Origin of the sequence: Microtetraspora niveoalba (assembly GCF_001570405.1) — a bacterium.
In the GTDB taxonomy this organism is placed as follows: domain Bacteria; phylum Actinomycetota; class Actinomycetes; order Streptosporangiales; family Streptosporangiaceae; genus Microtetraspora; species Microtetraspora niveoalba.
The window spans coordinates 1,044-18,180 of sequence record NZ_BBYM01000052.1 but is presented as its reverse complement, the minus strand read 5'-3'; the positions used below and the strand labels follow the sequence as shown (position 1 = coordinate 18,180).

Genomic DNA, 17,137 nt, shown 5'->3' with positions numbered 1-17,137 from the left:
GACCGGCGCAGGGATGACCGGCACAGCGCGCGCCGGTGTGGCGATCGCCGGAGCGGCCGAGAGCGACCTCGGTGTCACGGGGAGATCGATCCTCGGCCTGCAGGCCCAGGCGATCTCCCGCGCGCTGGAGGACGCCGGTCTGACCCTCGCCGATGTCGACGGCCTGGCGACCACCGGCGTGTCCCGGTTCTCCGCGACGCAGGTGGCCGACTACCTCGGCCTGCGCCCGGCCTGGACCGACTCGACCTTCGCCGGCGGATCCGCGTTCGAGATGTACGTCGCCCGCGCCGCCCAGGCCATCGAGGCCGGCCAGTGCTCGACGGTCGTCATCTCCTACGCGTCCAACCAGCGGTCCGCCCGCTCCCGCTCCCTCGCCGGGGTGGTCGAGGCGCACACCCCGGAGGCGCAGTTCGAGACGCCGTACGGGCCGCTCTACCCCATCTCGTACTACGCCATGGCGGCCCAGCGGTACCTGCACCGGTACAGCGGGAGCCGCGAGGCGCTGGCCGAGGTCGCGGTGGCCGCCCGCGAGTGGGCGCTGCTCAACCCGGCGGCCTTCCGGCACGGCGCCGGCCCGCTGACCGCCGCCGACGTGCTCGCCGCCCCCATGGTGTCCACTCCGCTGACCACGGCGGACTGCTGCCTGGTCACCGACGGGGGAGGGGCGGTCGTGCTCACCTCCCTGGAGCGCGCCCGCGACCTGCCCAAGCCCCCGGTACGGGTGCTCGGCTACGGCGAGCGCACCACCAACACGTCCATGACCGCCGTCGACGACCTCACCGTCACCGGCGCCGTCGAGTCCGGCCGGGCCGCGTTCGCGATGGCCGGGCTCACCCCGGCCGACGTGGACGTGGCCGAGGTGTACGACTCCTTCACGATCACCGTCGTGCTCACTCTGGAGGCGCTCGGCTTCTGCGGCCGGGGCGAGGCGCTCGACTGGATCGCCGGAGGCCGGATCCGGCCCGGCGGCGACTTCCCGCTCGACACCTCGGGCGGCGGCCTGTCCTACTGCCACCCCGGCCAGTACGGCGTGCTGCTGCTGGTCGAGGCCGTACGGCAGCTCCGCGGCGAGTGCGGCGCGCGGCAGGTGCCGGGCGCGGAGATCGCGCTCGCGCACGGCACCGGAGGGATCCTGTCCACGCACGCGACCGTCCTGCTGGGGGTGGACCGATGAGCACGGAAGCGCCCGAGCCCGACGAGGTGACCGGGCCGTGGTGGGACGCGACCCGGCGGCGCGTCCTGCTCGTCCAGAGTTGCGGCGCCTGCGGGCACGCGCAGCATCCGCCGCGCGCCCTCTGCGTCGGGTGCGGCTCCGGCCGCGACCTCGGCTGGACGGAGGCGTCGGGCGCCGCCGAGGTCGACGCCTGCACCGTGGTCGAGCGGGCGATGCCCGGCTTCGACCCGCCGTACGTGGTGGCGCGGGTCCGGCTGGCGGAGGGTGTGCTGCTGCTCAGCAACGTCGGCGCCGCCGACCCGTACCGCGTGGGCGTCGGCGTCCCGCTCCGCCTGGACTGGCGCCCGCTGCCCGACGGGCGCGCACTGCCGGTTTTCATCCCCTCCGAGGAGTAGATCGTGGACTTCGAGCTGAACGAGGACCAGCGTGAGTTCCGCGCGCTGCTGCGCGCGTTCGTGGACAAGGAGATCGTGCCCGTCGCGCGGGACTGGGAGCACTCGGGCCGGTACCCCACCGAGATCGTCCAGGGTTTCAAGGACATGGGCCTGTTCGGCGTCACCGTGCCCGAGGAGTACGGCGGGCACGACCTGGACCCGGTGTCGTTCGCGCTGGTCTTCGAGGAGATCTCGCGCGGCTGGATGGGCGTGGCCGGCATCCTCGGCAGCCACTCGCTGGCCTGCCGCATGATCGCGACGCACGGCACGGAGGACCAGAAGCGGCGCTACCTGCCGGAGCTGGCCACCGGCGAGCGGCGCACCGGCATCGGGCTCACCGAGCCGGACGCCGGCACCGACCTCCAGGGCATCCGCACGACCGCCCGCCGCGAGGGCGACCACTACGTGGTCTCCGGCTCCAAGACCTGGATCACCAACGCCAGGTACGCCGACCCGCTGCCGGTGCTGGTCAAGACCGACCCGGCCGCCAGCCCCGCCCACCGCGGCATGAGCATCCTGCTCGTCGACGCGGACACCCCCGGATACCAGGTCACCAAGGACATCCCGAAGCTGGGATACAAGGGCACCGAGTCCTGCGAGATCGTGCTCGACGAGGTCCGGGTCCCCGCCGCCAACCTGCTCGGCGGGGTCGAGGGCCGGGGCATGCAGCAGGCGCTGTCCGCGCTCGAATGGGGCCGGGTCAACATCGCGTCCCGCTCGGTCGGCATCGCGCAGCGCGCCTACGACGAGGCGCTCGCCTACTCCCGCCAGCGCAGGGCGTTCGGACGGCCGATCGCCGACTTCCAGGCGGTCCAGCTCCAGCTCGCCTCGCTGGCCACGACGCTCCAGGCCGCCCGGCTCATGGCGTACTGGGCGGCGGACCGGGTCAGGCGCGGCCGGGCCGACACGCAGACCGGCATGGCCAAGATCTTCTGCTCCGAGGTCGCGCTGCAGGCCGCCATCGACGCGCTGAAGGTCCACGGCGGCTACGGCTACTCCACCGAGTACGAGGTGGAGCGGCTCTACCGCGACGCCGTCCTGATGAGCATCGGCGAGGGCACCAACGACGTGCTGCGCACCGTCGTCGCCAAGTCCCTCACCCGCGGCGACGCCAAGGTCGGGTGGGCCTGATGAGCGCCCGGTCGTACCTCTACGTTCCGGGCGACGCGCCGGAGAAGCTCGCCAAGGCGCTCGGCCGGGGCGCGGACGCGCTCATCGTCGACCTGGAGGACGCGGTGCCGCCCGCAGGGAAGGACGCGGCCAGGGAGGCGGTGGCCGGGTGGCTGCGGACGGCCGACCACGGGCCGGTGGAGATCTGGGTCCGGGTCAACCCCGGCGCGCTGCGCGAGCCGGACGTGCGGGCCGTCGCCGCCGCGCCCGCGCTGACCGGCCTCGTCCTGGCCAAGGTCGAGACCGAGGACGAGCTCGTCGAGATCGACGCCCTGCTGACCTCCCTCGGCGCGGACCGGCTGCCGGTCGTCCCGCTGCTGGAGTCGGCCGCCGCCGTCCTGCGGGCCGCCCGCATCGCGGCGGCTCCCCGCGTGGCCCGGCTCCAGGTCGGCGAGGCCGACCTGCGCGCCGACGCGGGCATCACCCCCGGCCCCGACGAGCGCGAGCTGCTGTGGGTCCGGTCCCAGGTGGTGCTCGCCTCGGCGGCCGCGGGCATCGACCCCCCCGTCGCCCCCGTCTCCACCGACTTCCGCGACCTCGGCGCGCTGCGGGAGTCGACGGCCGCGCTGGCCCGGCTGGGCTACGTCGGCCGGGCCTGCATCCACCCGGCGCAGATCGCGGTCGTCAACGAGGTCTTCACCCCGGTGGCCGAGGAGCTTGCCTGGGCCCGCGACCTGGTGGACCGCTTCGAGACGTCCGGATCGGGGGTGCTCCTCGACTCCGGCGGGCGCATGGTCGACGAGGCGGTCGTCCGCCAGGCACGCAGGATCCTCGGGAGGGCACGGTGAACGCCACCACCCTGCGTCAACGCCTGTCGTCCGTCACCGGTGTCTGGGAGGGCGCCTACACCCACCGCACTCCCGGCGGCGTCCTGCTGGAGACGTACGCGTCGCGGCAGGAGACCCGCCTCGAGGGCGACCGCTGGTACGAGCGGATCGTCCACCGGCGCGAAGGGGCCGGGCCGCGGGCGCTCGACTTCCGGGCGCGGTTCGACGGCGACGACGACCTCGTCTTCGACTCGGCCGACTTCGAGGGACGCGCGCGGCTGGTCGACGGGCGTTTCCTGCTGTTCCCCTACCGGTGGACGGCCGAGCCCGGCCTCGAGATGGTCGAGCTGATCACCTTCACCGGTGACGACCACAAGTCGCGCGTCTGGAAGACGTTCCGCGACGGCCGGCTGGAGCAGATCACCGTCGTCGAGGAGCACCGCGTCCACGGCGCCGTCCCGGAGGTGTGGCACTGATGGGGACGGTCCGCGTCGTCGACCTCGACGCCCCCGGCCTGACCTGGGTCGAGGTGACCATGCCCGCGTCGTCCGGTCCCGTGCGGCTCGTACGGCTGCACGCCGACCGGGCCACCGGCGCGTCGGTGTCGCTGGTCCGTTTCCCCGCCGGGTGGGCCAGGCCGGGCACCGGCCACTACACCTGCGCCGAGGAGTTCGTGGCGCTCGACGGCCGGATCTCCGTCAGCGGAGCCGGCTTCCCCGCGGGCGCGCACAAGTACCTGCCCGCGCTGGCGACCAGGTCGGACAGCTCGGCGGGCCCCGACGGGTGCCTGGCCGTCGCCTGGTTCTCCGGCCCTCCTGTCTGGCGGGACGGAGCAGCCTCCCACAGCGCCCCCGACCGCCCAGTCGCGTCCGGCCCCGTACTGCCTGATTCCGTGCTGCCTGGTTCTGTGCTGCCTGGTTCTGTGCCGCCTGGTTCTGTGCCGCCTGATTCCGTGCTGCTCGGCTCCGTCGCCGAGCTTCCGGACCGCCTGCCCGGCGGCCCGGCCGACGGGGACGCCGGAGAGGAGTTCGCCGCGGAGGGGTTCGACGCGGTCTTCGTCGAGGCGCGGACCTGGGCGTACGTCCCGGCCGGCGAACCCTTCCCCGACCTCCCCGGACCGGTCCTCGTCCGACGCTGGCCCCGTTCGGGCGCCTGATCCCCGATCCCCCCGACGAGAGGAACGACATGCGGTCGGGATACTTCACCCTGCCCTCCGGGCAACTGCACGTACGGCAGGCGGGCGCCGGTTCGCCCGTGCTGCTGCTCCACGACGCGCCCGGCTCGGGCGCGGTATGGGACGCCGGTCTGCTCGCCGAGGTGGCGCGGGCCCGCCGCGTCATCGCCCCCGACCTGATCGGCTTCGGCGGCACCACCGCGACCGGCGACCCCGGCGACCTGGACGCCCAGGCCGACGCGCTGGCCACCGCCCTGGCCGCGCTCGGAGTACGGCGGACCCCGGTGGCGGCCGAAGGCGCCGGGGCGGCGGTGGCCGCGCGGCTGGCGCGGCGCCACCCGGGCCTGGTCGGCGGCATCCTGGTCCTCCACGCCCCCTACCACGGCACCGAGCAGCCGCCCGACCCGTCCCCGATCGACGGCAGCGGCGGGCACCTGCTGCGGCTGTACGACGAGATCCGCGACAGCCTGGTCTTCAGCCCCTGGTGGCGGCCCGCGGCGGCGAACCGGCGTCGTCGCGGCCTGCCTCCCGCGGCGGTCCTGCACGAGCTCTTCCTCGACACCGCCGAGCACGGCGACGCGCACCGGCGGCTCGCGCGAAGCGCGGCGACGGCGTGGCCGCACCTGGAGGCCGCCGCATCGGGCCTGGTCGCCGCGGGTGACGCGTGGGCCGCCGACATCCTGGCGCTCCCGGAGGGCGACGCCGCCCGCGAGCCGGCGGACGCCGAGCCCGGGGAACGCGAATACGTCCGGGTGAGCACGGGCGACGTCCACGTGCGCCGCTTCGGCGACCGGTCGTCCACCCGCCGCCCGGTGCTGGCGCTGCACGCCAACCCCGGCTCGGGGTCGGGCCTCGAACCTCTGGCCAGGGCGCTCGGCGAGAGCCGGCCGGTCATCGTGTGGGACACCCCCGGACACGGCCGGTCCACCCCGCTGCCGGACGATGCCGGGCGTGCCCCCACCCTCGCCGGGACCTACGCGCCGCTCCTGGTGGAGGTGCTGGACGCGCTGGGCGTCGAGCGGTGCGACGTGTACGGCACGCACACCGGAGCCGGGCTCGCCGTCGAGCTGGCCATCGCGGCGCCCGACCGGGTCGGGGCGCTCGTCCTCGACGGCGTGCCGCTCTTCGACGACCGGCCGGACCTGGTCGCCTCCGTCCTGGCGAACTACTTCGTGGACCTGACCCCCGACCCGCACGGCTCGCACCTGCGCCGGGCCTGGGGGGCCTCCGCGGACATGGCGCTGTGGTGGCCCTGGTTCGAGCACACCCCGGCCGGCATCCGGGACGTCGACGCGTACCGGCCGGAGTTCCTGCACCGGGTCGTGCTGGACATGCTGCGCTCCGCCCCGCACTACCACCGCTGCTACCGCGCGGCCTGGCGGTGGCCCGGCTCGGAACGGCTGCCGATGGTCCGGAGACCCGCGCTCGTCGGCACCACGCCCACCGATCCGCTCGCCGCGATGACCCCGGCGGCCCTGCGGCTGCTGGACGACGCGACCGAGACCGGGTTCGCGCCTCTGGGCGCGCCGGGCTCGCCGGAGGCGAACGCCGCCACGCTGGCCCGCTACCTGGACGGCATCGGATAGGGCGCCGGGTGGGCGGGACCCGGTGAACCGCGCACCCGTACACGCCGCACACGAAGCACCCGGCCGCAGAGCGCGGCCGGGTGCTTCGCTTTTCAGGACGACCCGGGCGACTTTCGGGACGACCCGGGCGGGCCGGTGGAGTGGCGGCGGCATGGCGGCGGTGCGGCCGGCCCCGGCAGTTGGGCCGTGCCGCCGTCCGGGATGCCACCGTCCGGGACCGTGCCGCCGTCCGGGACCGTGCCGCCGCTCAGGCGCCCGCGATCAGCGCGGCGTCGAGCAGGCCCTCCACCTTCTCCCGCGCCGCGAGGCCGCGTACCTCCTCCGCCAGCGCCGACGCCGCGTCCGGCGACAACACGCGTGAGGCGTTGAGCGTGTACTTCGTGCGCAGCTCGTCGAACGTCAGCGGGTGCTCCGGGCCGCCGCGCGAGGAGTGGACCCGGTGTTCGAGGACGCTCCCGTCCACGGTGCGGACCCGCAGCACCGCCGAGAAGGCCCGGGGGAACTCCTCGGAACACTCCTCGTCGGCCACCACCCTGACCTTGGCGGCCAGCGCCAGCCGCCGCTCGTCGCGGAAGGCCGTCTCGGTGAAGTCGTCGAGGTGCAGGCCGAGCCCGCCGCCGCCGACCAGCGCGCTGGCCACCGTGTACGGCCCGGAGAACTTCGCGTGGTAGGGGGTGCGCGGCCGCACCTTCTCCTCGTACGGCTCGCCGATCGTGCGCAGCGGGGCGGCGGCGACGCCCAGCTCGATCTCCGCCACGTCCTCGGGGCGCAGTCCCCGGGCGCGCAGGGCGAGCGCGGCGTCGATGCCGGGGTGGGTGAAATGGTTCGACGGATAGGGCTTGTACACGGTGCGCAGCAGCTCCCACCGCTCGCCGAGCCCGTCCGTGATCGCGTCGCGGTCGTAGCGGCCGTCGAGGAACGCCTGGAAGAAGCCGAACCGGCCCTCGAAGACGGTCGGCGGCCCGGTGACGCCCTCGGCCGCCATGGTGGCGGCGACGACGGCGGCGTGGGCGGCCCAGCCGCAGTGGACGCGTTTCACCGTGCCACCGGTGCGGTTGGCCTCGATGACGCCCGCGCCCATGCTGGCCGCGATCCCCATGGCGTCCGCGATGCCGTCCGCGGAAAGGCCCATCAGCAGGGCCGCTCCGGCGGCGGCGCCGACGGTGCCGCAGATGGACGTCGCGTGCCAGCCCTTCTCGAAGAAGAGGGAGTTGCGCAGCTCGGGAATGTAGGACGCCATCCCGAGCCGGTTGGTGATCTCGTCGCCGACGGCCACGGCCCGGCACAGCTCCGCGCCCGACGCGCCGACCGCCTCCGCCACGGCCAGGGTGGCGGGGACGACCGACGCCGACGGGTGGAGCACGGAGGGCAGATGGGTGTCGTCGAAGTCGAGCGCGTGCGCGAGCGTGCCGTTGACCAGCGCGGCGGACGGCGCGGGGAGGGACAGCCCGCGGCCGATGACGGACGACTCCCCGGCGCCGCCCCACCGGGCGGCCATCCGGGCGGTCGCCTCGTGCGGCTCGGCCGGGCCGGTGAGCTCCTGGGCGGCGAGGCAGTTGCCGAACGTGTCGAGCACGCGTCCCGTGACGTCGGCGACGACGGCGTCCGGGAGCCCCGTCCGGCTCGCGGCGGCGAACTCGGCCAGCGCCGCGACGACGGTCATGGCGTGGGAGGTCGTGTCGGGGGAGGTCGCGGCTCGGGAGGTCGTGTCGCGGGAGGTCATGCGGCCAGCACCGCGAGCGGCCGCACCGGCGCGCCGGTGGCTCCGACGACGGGCAGCGGGTTCAGCACCAGCAGGAACTCGGGGCGCCCGAGGTCGAGCAGCTCGGTCAGGCGCATCGTCTCGACGATGTGCACGCCCGCCTCCACGAGCAGGATCCGGTGCACGGGGAGCGTGGCGTGGCCGCGCCCGGGCGCGATCCGCTCGAACGCGATCGTCTCGCCTCCGGCGACCGCGACCCCGTGGTCGACCAGCCAGCGGGCCGCGTCCGGGCCGGGCCCGGGCACACCGCCCTCGTCGCCGACGAACAGGCTCGGCCTGTCCCACTGGCGGGACCATCCCGTGCCGACGAGCACGGCGTCGCCGGGGTGGATGTCCACGCCGGCCCGCCGCCGCGCGGCCTCCAGGTCGTCGGGCGTCACCTCGTAGCCGGGCGGCAGCACCTCGACCCCGTGCACGGCGGCCACGTCGAGCAGCACGCCGCGGCCGACGTACGGGGTGAACGTCTCGATGCCGTACTTGGACAGGCCCTGGTGCGACTGGATGCCCGCGGCCTCGACCTCGCCGTACACGTACCCGTCCTGGGAGACGTGCCCGAGGGCGTCGACGTGGGTGCCGACGTGCCCGCCGGTGAGGATGACCTCGTTGGCGGCGGAGCCGCCGTCCTCGCGGACCATGTCGCCGTGCCGGCGCTCGATGACCATCCGGAACCGCGGATGGTTCGGCGACTGCGGCATGCCGGTGCGCATGGGCTGCGCGAGGTCGACGACCTTGGCGTCGTCGAGGTGGCGCCACAAGGACATCACACAACTCCCTTTTCTCGCAGGACGGCCAGCTCGTCGGCGCTCACGCCGAGGCCGCCCCACACGTCGTCGTTGTCGGCGCCGCGCGCGCGGCCCGCCCATCTGATCGAGCCCGGCGTCTCCGAGAGCCGGAAGAGCACGTTCTGCATGCGCAGCGGCCCGAGGTCGTCGTCGTCGACCGTGGTGATCGTGTCGAGGGCCCGGTACTGCGGGTCCGCGAAGACGTCGCGGATGTCGTAGATGGGGGCGACCGCCGCCTCGGCGCGTTCGAACTCCTCGACCACCTCGGCGAGGTCGTGTTCGCCGATCCACTTCCCGACGTACCCGTCGAGCAGGTCGGCGTGCTCGGCGCGGCGCGCTCCGGAGGAGAACCACGGCTCGTCGATCACCTCGGGGTGTCCGACGAGGCGCATGACACGTTCCGCGATCGAGTTCGCCGAGGTGGAGATGGCCACCCAGCGGCCGTCCCGCGTCCGATAGGTGTTGCGCGGCGCGTTGTTGACCGACCGGTTTCCGGTGCGCGGCTGGACCTGGCCGAGCTGGTCCCAGACGAGCGGCTGCTGGCCGAGCAGCGTGACCAGGGGCTCGATGATGGCCAGGTCGATCACCTGCCCGCGGCCGCTGCCGCCCGGCCGGTCGCGGTGGTGCAGCGCCATCATGACGGCGTTCACGCAGGTGAGCGCGGACACGCCGTCCGCCAGCCCGAACGGCGGCAGGGTCGGCGGTCCGTCGGGTTCGCCGGTGACGGCGGCGAAGCCGCTCATCGACTCGGCGAGCGTGCCGAAGCCGGGCCGCTTCGCGTACGGGCCGAACTGGCCGAAGCCGGTGACCCTCGCGACGACCAGCCGCGGGTTGATCTCCAGAAGCGTCCGCGGGGACAGGCCCCACCGTTCCAGCGTGCCGGGGCGGAAGTTCTCGATGAGCACGTCGGCGCGGGCGACCAGCCGTTTGAGCAGCTCGGCCCCCTCCGGCCTGCCGATGTTGGCGGTGACCGCGCGCTTGTTGCGGCCGAGCATCTTCCACCACAGGCCGATCCCGTCCTTGCTCGCGCCGTGGGTGCGAGAGGGATCTCCCCGGTCGGGGTGCTCGATCTTGATGACGTCGGCGCCGTAGTCGCCGAGGATCGTCGCCGCCAGGGGTCCGGCGAACAGGGTGGCCGCGTCGACGACCACGACACCGGTCAGCGGTCCCGCCGGGTTCTCCGGTCGTCCAGCCGTCGCCGATCGTTCCTCCGGAACGATCTGCTCTGCCTCCACGAAACGGCCTCCTCACGTGTGTTCTGGCTTGTTCTGGCGTGTTCCGGCTGCTCTGAGCCCGGAAGCGCGGCCCCGGGGCAGGCGTTCGCGCTCGCCGGGGGCTTCCCAAGCTATTGAAACAGCGTTACTGTCTGCGGAACAAGTCCACCTTACATACGCATCCAGGAGGGGGCAGGACCCTCGATGATCTATCTCGTCTACCGGATGAAGCTCAGCCCGCGAGCCCGCGAAGACATGCGTGGCTTCTGGAAATGGCTGGAGGACAGGGAGTCCTGGTTCTACCGCGACCTGCCGATGGTGCGGGAAGTCCGCTGGTATTACAGCGTCGTCGGAGACGTGTACGTTGTCGAGAACTGGGCCGCGTTCGACGACGAAGCCGGTTGGGGGGAGTACCGCTCCGCCCTGGCGACTCTCAAGGCCGACGAGGCGTGGGAGACGCAGCGCGTCAGCCAGGGCGAGTGGTGGGACTTCCTGGACACGCGCATTGTTACGGATCTTCCGGTGAAGGTCGGATTTCGGCACCAGGATGGTTGAGCGAAACTGACCGATTTCCTGGAGGAATCATGCCGACCAAGAGCCGCGGCACCGTGTCCGGAGACGCCCCCGTTCGGGAGAGCGCCGGCCAGGCCATCGCCACCGTCGAACGTGCGGCGGATGTGCTGATGCACTTCGCCGAGACGCCCTCGGCCACCCTCGGAGTGACCGAGATCGCCGAGGCGCTGGGCATGTCGAAGGCCGCCGTCCACCGGATACTGGCGTCGCTACGGGTTCGGCGCCTCATCGAGCTCGACCCGGCCAGCCGGCGCTACTCCCTGGGAGTCGGCGCCATGCGGCTGGGACTCGCCTACCTGGACCGGCTGGACATCAGGCGGATCGCCGCACCCGAGCTCGTCACGCTGTCGCAGCGCACCGACGAGACGGCGACCCTGTCCGTACGCACCGGCTGGACCAGGATCTACGCGGACCAGGTGACCCCTGCCCGCGAGGTCATCATGAGCGTCTCCCTCGGCGTGCCCTATCCCCTGCACGTCGGAGGCTCGTCCAAGGCGTTCCTCGCCTTCCTCACCGACGAGGAGATCGAGGCCTATCTGTCGGAGGCCATGCCGGCGGCCCAGAACGGCACGGCGACCACCGACGTCCGCAAGCTGCGCAAGGAGCTCGCGGCGATCCGCGAGTGCGGCTGGGCGCAGTCCTTCGCCGAGCGCATGTCGGGCGCCGCCTCGGTGGCCGCGCCCGTTCTCGACCACCACGGCCGGCCCGTGGCCGTCATCAGCGTCTGCGGACCGCTGGAGCGGTTCCGCGAGGAGGTCGACGCGTGCGTCGAGGCACTGCTTGATTCCACTCGACGACTGTCCATCCAGATGGGATGGACCGAACCGGAAAGGGGGTGACGGCCGGCCCGCCGGCCGGCCGTCTCGCATGTCCCGATACGACCTGCTTGTCAAGGGCGGAACCGTCGTCCTTCCGTACCACGGCGAGATCCGCTCCGACGTGGCCGTCTCCGGCGGGAAGGTGGCGGCCCTCGCGGACGACATCGCCGTCTCCGAGGCCGCCGAGGTCGTCGACGCCAGGGGGAAGGTCGTCCTTCCCGGAGCCGTCGACGCCCACTTCCATCTCGGCATCTACCGCGACCTGGCCCTCGACGCCTTCGAGGAGACCCGCTCCTCCCTGGTCGGCGGCGCCACGACGGTGCTGTCGTACTTCCGCACCGGATCGCACTACCTCGACCGCACCGGGTCGTACAAGGACATCTTCCCCGAGGTTCTGGACGCGGTGGCGGGACGCGCCTGGACCGACTACGGCTTCCACCTCGCCCCGATGACGGTGGAGCAGATCGCCGAGATCCCGTACCTGATCGAGGAACACGGGGTCTCGTCGTTCAAGTACTACATGTTCTACAAGGGCTTCGACCTGGCCGCCAACAGCCGGGACGCGCGCTCGTTCACCATGGGCGACGAGTACGACCTGGGCCACCTCTACCTCCTCATGGAGCAGGTGACCGCGGCCCAGGAGGCCAACCCCGGGCTGCGCCTGTCGGTCTCGCTGCACTGCGAGCAGTCCGAGCTGATGCGGGTGTTCATCGACCGGGTGCGCGCGAACGGCGACCCGCAGACGCTGCGCGCCTACCACGAGGGGCGCCCGCCGCTGACGGAGCGGGTGGCCATCGGCGAGGCCACCACCCTGGCCAGCCACACCGGCACGAACGTGAACCTGCTGCACCTGTCCAGCCGCGAGGCGATCGACGCCGTGGCGCTGGCCCGCAGGTCGTTCGGCGCGGTGGACATGCGCGCCGAGACCACGCTGCACCACCTGTGCCTCGACCACGACACCCTTGACGCGCGGGGCGGGCTCGGCGGGAAGGTCAACCCGCCGATCCGCACCAAGGCCGACAACGAGGCGCTGTGGCGGCGGGTCGCCGACGGCACCGTCGACTGGGTCGCCTCCGACCATGCCTGCTGCATGGAGGCGGAGAAGGGCGACCAGCTCTGGCCGGCCCGTCCCGGCTTCGGCGGCACCGCCCTGCTCTACCCCGCCCTGTTCTCCGAGGGGCACCTCAAGCGCGGCGTCCCGCTCGCGCGTGTGGCGGAGCTGGCCTCGGCCAACCCGGCCAAGGCGTACAACCTGTGGGGCCGCAAGGGCAGCCTCGCCGTCGGCTTCGACGCCGACCTGACCGTGGTGGATCCGGAGCTGACCCGCACGGTGACGCCCGAGGTGTGCCTGTCCGGGCAGGACCACTGTCCGTTCGACGGGGTCGACCTGACCGGCTGGCCGGTGACCACGGTCGTCGGCGGCCACGTGCGGTTCCGTGACGGCGACGTCGTCGGCGAGCCCACCGGGCAGTACGCGCGCCGCGCCTGACCGAACGGGCTCGCGCTCCGTTCCTGCGACATGCAGGCCCGAGCTGACACGCCGGGCCTGCATGTCCGGTCAGGCCCGAGCTGACACACCGGGCCTGCATGTCCGGCCAGGCCCGAGCTGACACGCCGGGCCTGCATGTCCGGCCTGGATCTTCGACCGGAACGTTCCACCTGGGTGTCCGGCCTGAACGTCCGGCCGGAACGTCCTGTCTGGGTGTCCGGCCTGAACGTCCGGCCCGCACGTCCGGTCTGGGTCTGCGGCCGGAATCTCGCGCGCGAACGTTGCGGACCAGAATGTCCGGCCTGAATTTCCGAGCCGAACGTCCGGCCCGAACGTCCGGCCCGCGCGTCCCGATTGAATGTCTGAGTTATACGTCGATCCACGCGTTTGGGGCAATATGTCCGGTTTGTGGGTCGGTCGAATGTCGGGCGGAATGTCGGGCCGAATGTCGGGCTCGTGTGCCGGACTTGGCGGTCGCAGTCGAAACGTCCCATTTTGAAACGTCAGACCTATTGACACGCGGACGAGCGCGAGCCTATGTTTCCAAAACCTTGTTCCGTACTCCGGAACAGGGTTAGTAAATCTCTGTACTTTGAGGAGCAGTGCAGATGAGCCCTGAGGCGATCATCGATGGACTGTTCGCCGGTTCCGTCTACGCTCTGGTCGCACTCGCCCTGACCATCGTCTTCCAGCCGACCCGGATCATGAACTTCGCGCAGGGCGAGGCCGTGATCCTCGGTGCCGCCGCCGCGTACCAGATCGTCGCGCTCGAGAAGCTGGGCTGGGTCGTGACCCTCGGCGTCACCATCGTGCTGGCCGCCCTGATGGGCCTGCTCATGGAACGCATGATCATGCTACCGGTCCGCATGTCCGGTTCGCGCTACGCGTGGATCATCGCGACCCTGGCGGCGGCGCTGATCTTCCAGTCGTTGTTCAACCTCGCGTTCATCGACGTGGACGCCCTCCGTCCCAACCCGGTCATCGCGGGCGGCTTCCAGGTCGCCGGGATCACCGTCGAGTGGCAGGAGGCCCTGACGATCGTCGTGGCACTGGTCGTGATGGCCGGCTACGACCTGTTCCTGCGGCGCTCCGTCTACGGGCGCGCCATCCGGGCCACGGCGCACAGTTCCGACACCTCGGTCCTCATGGGGATCCCCGTCCAGCGCATCGTGGTGCTCTCGTTCGTGATCGGCGCCGTCATCACCGCGGTCGCGGGCATGCTCGCCGCGCCGGTGATCTTCGTGGCTCCCGCGACCGGCCTGATGTTCACCATCAAGGGCTTCACGGCCGCGGTGATCGGCGGAGTCGGGTCCCCGCGCGGAGCGCTCGTCGGCGGCATGATCGTCGGCGTTCTCGACACCGTCGTCCGGAGCCTGGTCGGCGGCTCCGTCGGCAACTTCGCGGTGTTCGCGGCGCTCGCGGTGATCCTGGTCGTCTTCCCGTCCGGACTGTTCGGCAAGCCCATGGAGGCGCACTGATGGCAACGGTGGACTCTCGCCCCGCGCGCGCCGGCGGCACGGCGGTCCGGGGCTCCGTGTTCGACTCGACCGGCTACCACCGGGCGCGGAAGGCCGTCCTCGCCGTCCTCGCGGTCGTCGCGGTCGCCGTGCTGCTCGCCTGGCCGGCCATCACGGACTACTACAGCTACAACGCGTCGTACTACGACGGCATCGTCGCCTCGGCCGCCATTAGCGCGATCCTGACCATCTCCCTGAACCTGTCCATGGGGTACGGCGGGATGCTCTCGATGATGCACTCCGGGCTCCAGCTGGCCGGGGGCTACGCGACCGGATACCTGGTGGTCAAGCTGAGCGGCTCGTGGCTGCTCGGCGTCGCCGCCTCGGTGGCCGTCGGGACCGTCGTCGCGATGCTGGTCCTGCTCGTCAGCCTGCGGGCGACCTACCTGTACTTCGGCATGATCACCCTGGCCGCGAACCTGATCGTCATCGAGGTCGGGCGCGAATGGGAGCCGGTCACCGGCGGCATCGTCGGCGTCAGCGGCATCGCCCCCTCGATCGGCGACGAGATCATGTCCAAGCGCGCCTTCTACTACGTGGTGCTGGCCTGTCTCGCCCTGGCGTACGTCCTGCAGCGCAACCTCGTGCGCAGCGGCGTCGGCCGGGCCTCCATGGCGGTGCGCGAGTCCTCCGACACCGCCTCCGCCATGGGCATCTCGCCGTCCCGGGCCAAGCTCCTGCTCTTCGCCGTCTGCGGCGGCGTGGCCGGTCTGTCCGGCGCGCTGTACGCGTTGCAGCTCGGCTTCATCAACCCCGACGTCGGCCTGCTCGACAACGGCATCATCTTCTTCGTCGGGTTGTTCCTCGGCGGCATCTCCACCCTGATCGGGCCGGTCATCGGCGTCGGCTTCATCGCCGCGCTCGTCGAGCTCATCAAGGACCAGGCGCGCTACACCACGCTGGTGCTCGGCGTCCTGCTGCTGGTCGCCATGATGGTGATCCCGCAGGGCATCGTGGGCACGTGGAAGGCGTCCAGGGTGGGCCGGGACAGGCTGTCCGAGCCCGAGGACGAGACGCTGCCCGACACCGTCCCCGACGTGGTGCCGGAGGTGCGGGACGTCCCCGACGGCGTGGCCGCGCTCGAAGGCAGCGGCATCGTGAAGCACTTCGGCGGCGTGCACGCCCTCGACGGCGTCGACGTCCGGATCATGCCGGGCACCGTGCACGGCATCATCGGGCCCAACGGTTCGGGGAAGTCCACGCTCGTCTCCTGCCTCACGCGCTACCACCAGATCGACGCCGGACAGGTGCGGATCTTCGGGGAGGACGCCCCGCACGCCGCCCACGGCGTCGCGCACGCCGGGGTGACGCGGGTGTTCCAGGTGCCGCATCTCTTCGAGCGGGTCAGCGTCCTCGACAACGTGCTCACCGGCATGCGGATGCGGGAGAGCTACTCATGGGTCGGCGCCGTCCTCCGGTCGCCGTCCTACCGCCGCCAGGACCGGAAGGAACGTGAGGAGGCCAGGGAACTCCTCGCCTTCGCCGGGCTCGCCTCCCGCGCCGACTGGCTCGCGTCCTCGCTCTCGCACGGCCAGAAGCGGCTGCTGGAGGTGGTGCGCGCGGTGGCCAGCCGTCCGAAGGTGCTCATCCTGGACGAACCGGCCACCGGCCTCACCTCCGACGAGCTCGACGCCCTCGGCCGGCTGTGCCGGGTGCTGCGCGAGCGGGGGCTGGCCGTCGTGCTCATCGAGCACAACGTCGACTTCGTGATGGGGCTCTGCGACGAGCTCACCGTCCTGGAGAGCGGCAAGGTGATCGAGCGCGGCACCCCGGAGAAGGTGCGTAACTCGGCGGCGGTCCTCGAGGCGTACCTCGGCCGCCCCGACCTCGTGGAGGAGGCGTCGTGAGCACACTGCTCGAACTGTCCGGGCTGACCGCGGCCTACGGTGGCGTGCGCGCCCTCGACGGGCTCGACCTGCACGTGGACGAGGGGGAGTTCGTGGTCCTGCTCGGCCCCAACGGGGCCGGCAAGACCACCACGATGAAGACCGTCTCCGGCCTGCTCAAGCCGGTCTCCGGACGGATCCTGTTCGCCGGCCAGGACCTGGCGAAGGTGCCGGGATGGCGCCGTCCCGGGCTCGGCCTCGGCCACGTTCCCGAGGGGCGGCAGATCTTCCCCGACCACACCGTCCTGGAGAACCTCGCCCTCGGCGGTTTCCCGACCCGCCGCCGCCGTGCCGAGACCGAGCGCAGGCGCGACGAGATGCTGGAGATCTTCCCCCGCCTGGCCGAGCGTCGCTCCCAGCTCGCCGGCACGCTGTCCGGGGGAGAGGCTCAGATGCTCGCCGTCGCCAGGGCCCTGATGGCGGCGCCCCGGCTTCTCATGCTGGACGAGCCGTCCCTCGGCCTGGCCCCGCTCAAGGTGGCCGAGCTGTTCGGCTATCTCAAGCGCCTGCACGACGAGCGCGGCCTGACCATCCTGCTCGTGGAACAGCAGGCCGGCACCGCACTGCGGCTCGCCGACAGGGGATACGTGCTGGAACGCGGCCGGGTCGCCGTCGAGGGCACCGCCGCCGAGTTGCGGGACGACCCCCGCGTCCAGGCCGCCTATCTCGGCCGCCTCCACCAGGAGACCGCCTGACCCACCCCGTCCTCCCGCAACCGCCCCCGCTCGCCAGTCCGGACCAGGCACCCCCGCTCAACCCACCCCCGAGCAGGCACCCCCCACTGGATGGAC

At 72.4% G+C, this 17,137-nt stretch carries 16 protein-coding genes; 13 read left to right on the top strand and 3 right to left on the bottom strand.

Features of this window, described 5'->3' with window-relative positions:
• Positions 1-13: 13 nt before the first annotated feature.
• The 7 genes from AWQ70_RS35015 to AWQ70_RS34985 are packed head-to-tail and all read left to right on the top strand — an operon-like array spanning position 14 to position 6,305.
• Entirely contained in the window at positions 14-1,174 is a 1,161-nt protein-coding gene (locus tag AWQ70_RS35015; RefSeq protein ID WP_067186130.1) for an acetyl-CoA acetyltransferase, read from the top strand.
• Complete coding sequence (locus AWQ70_RS35010) at positions 1,171-1,569, top strand: Zn-ribbon domain-containing OB-fold protein (RefSeq protein WP_067186128.1); 399 nt, start codon at positions 1,171-1,173, stop codon at positions 1,567-1,569. The genes AWQ70_RS35015 and AWQ70_RS35010 overlap by 4 nt, the downstream gene beginning before the upstream one ends.
• 3 nt (positions 1,570-1,572) lie before the next feature.
• Positions 1,573-2,739 (top strand): acyl-CoA dehydrogenase family protein, encoded by a 1,167-nt coding sequence (locus AWQ70_RS35005; protein WP_067186126.1) that lies wholly within the window; start codon positions 1,573-1,575, stop codon positions 2,737-2,739.
• Positions 2,739-3,566 (top strand): HpcH/HpaI aldolase/citrate lyase family protein, encoded by an 828-nt coding sequence (locus AWQ70_RS35000; protein ID WP_067186180.1) that lies wholly within the window; start codon positions 2,739-2,741, stop codon positions 3,564-3,566. Before AWQ70_RS35005 ends, AWQ70_RS35000 begins: the two co-directional genes overlap by 1 nt.
• Positions 3,563-4,021: a DUF3598 family protein gene (locus tag AWQ70_RS34995; protein WP_067186124.1), complete on the top strand. Its 459-nt coding sequence runs from the start codon at positions 3,563-3,565 to the stop codon at positions 4,019-4,021. The genes AWQ70_RS35000 and AWQ70_RS34995 overlap by 4 nt, the downstream gene beginning before the upstream one ends.
• On the top strand, positions 4,021-4,701 hold the full coding sequence (locus AWQ70_RS40235; protein ID WP_067186121.1) for a cupin domain-containing protein: 681 nt from the start codon (positions 4,021-4,023) through the stop codon (positions 4,699-4,701). The genes AWQ70_RS34995 and AWQ70_RS40235 overlap by 1 nt, the downstream gene beginning before the upstream one ends.
• Before the next feature lie 29 nt (positions 4,702-4,730).
• Positions 4,731-6,305, top strand: coding sequence for an alpha/beta fold hydrolase (locus AWQ70_RS34985; RefSeq protein ID WP_067186118.1), 1,575 nt, complete (start codon positions 4,731-4,733; stop codon positions 6,303-6,305).
• 247 nt (positions 6,306-6,552) lie between these two features.
• On the opposite strand, the gene AWQ70_RS34980 is transcribed toward AWQ70_RS34985, so the two are convergent.
• Genes AWQ70_RS34980 through AWQ70_RS34970 form a run of 3 tightly spaced genes read right to left on the bottom strand, consistent with a single transcriptional unit; the run spans position 6,553 to position 10,084 of the window.
• Positions 6,553-8,028: an MmgE/PrpD family protein gene (locus AWQ70_RS34980; RefSeq protein ID WP_084518149.1), complete on the bottom strand. Its 1,476-nt coding sequence runs from the start codon at positions 8,026-8,028 to the stop codon at positions 6,553-6,555.
• The gene (locus AWQ70_RS34975; RefSeq protein ID WP_067186114.1) at positions 8,025-8,828 is read right to left on the bottom strand and encodes a cyclase family protein; all 804 of its coding nucleotides are present in this window, start codon (positions 8,826-8,828) and stop codon (positions 8,025-8,027) included. The genes AWQ70_RS34980 and AWQ70_RS34975 overlap by 4 nt, the downstream gene beginning before the upstream one ends.
• On the bottom strand, positions 8,828-10,084 hold the full coding sequence (locus AWQ70_RS34970; RefSeq protein ID WP_245647302.1) for a CaiB/BaiF CoA transferase family protein: 1,257 nt from the start codon (positions 10,082-10,084) through the stop codon (positions 8,828-8,830). The genes AWQ70_RS34975 and AWQ70_RS34970 overlap by 1 nt, the downstream gene beginning before the upstream one ends.
• 183 nt (positions 10,085-10,267) lie before the next feature.
• Here AWQ70_RS34970 and AWQ70_RS34965 point away from each other — a divergent pair, with 183 nt between their 5' ends.
• The 6 genes from AWQ70_RS34965 to AWQ70_RS34940 all read left to right on the top strand — a co-directional run bounded on the left by AWQ70_RS34965 (position 10,268) and on the right by AWQ70_RS34940 (position 17,041).
• Positions 10,268-10,618 carry a hypothetical protein gene (locus tag AWQ70_RS34965; protein WP_067186112.1) on the top strand — a complete coding sequence of 117 codons (351 nt, stop codon included), beginning with the start codon at positions 10,268-10,270 and terminating at the stop codon, positions 10,616-10,618.
• A gap of 29 nt (positions 10,619-10,647) precedes the next feature.
• On the top strand, positions 10,648-11,475 hold the full coding sequence (locus tag AWQ70_RS34960; RefSeq protein WP_067186110.1) for an IclR family transcriptional regulator: 828 nt from the start codon (positions 10,648-10,650) through the stop codon (positions 11,473-11,475).
• Positions 11,476-11,503: 28 nt separating this feature from the next.
• Positions 11,504-12,943 carry a dihydroorotase gene (locus tag AWQ70_RS34955; protein ID WP_067186108.1) on the top strand — a complete coding sequence of 480 codons (1,440 nt, stop codon included), beginning with the start codon at positions 11,504-11,506 and terminating at the stop codon, positions 12,941-12,943.
• 608 nt (positions 12,944-13,551) lie between these two features.
• Positions 13,552-14,421: a branched-chain amino acid ABC transporter permease gene (locus tag AWQ70_RS34950; RefSeq protein ID WP_067186106.1), complete on the top strand. Its 870-nt coding sequence runs from the start codon at positions 13,552-13,554 to the stop codon at positions 14,419-14,421.
• Positions 14,421-16,307, top strand: a complete 1,887-nt coding sequence (locus AWQ70_RS34945; RefSeq protein WP_157530837.1) for a branched-chain amino acid ABC transporter ATP-binding protein/permease — start codon at positions 14,421-14,423, stop codon at positions 16,305-16,307. The genes AWQ70_RS34950 and AWQ70_RS34945 overlap by 1 nt, the downstream gene beginning before the upstream one ends.
• Positions 16,304-17,041 (top strand): ABC transporter ATP-binding protein, encoded by a 738-nt coding sequence (locus AWQ70_RS34940; protein WP_218004766.1) that lies wholly within the window; start codon positions 16,304-16,306, stop codon positions 17,039-17,041. The genes AWQ70_RS34945 and AWQ70_RS34940 overlap by 4 nt, the downstream gene beginning before the upstream one ends.
• Positions 17,042-17,137: the final 96 nt, after the last annotated feature.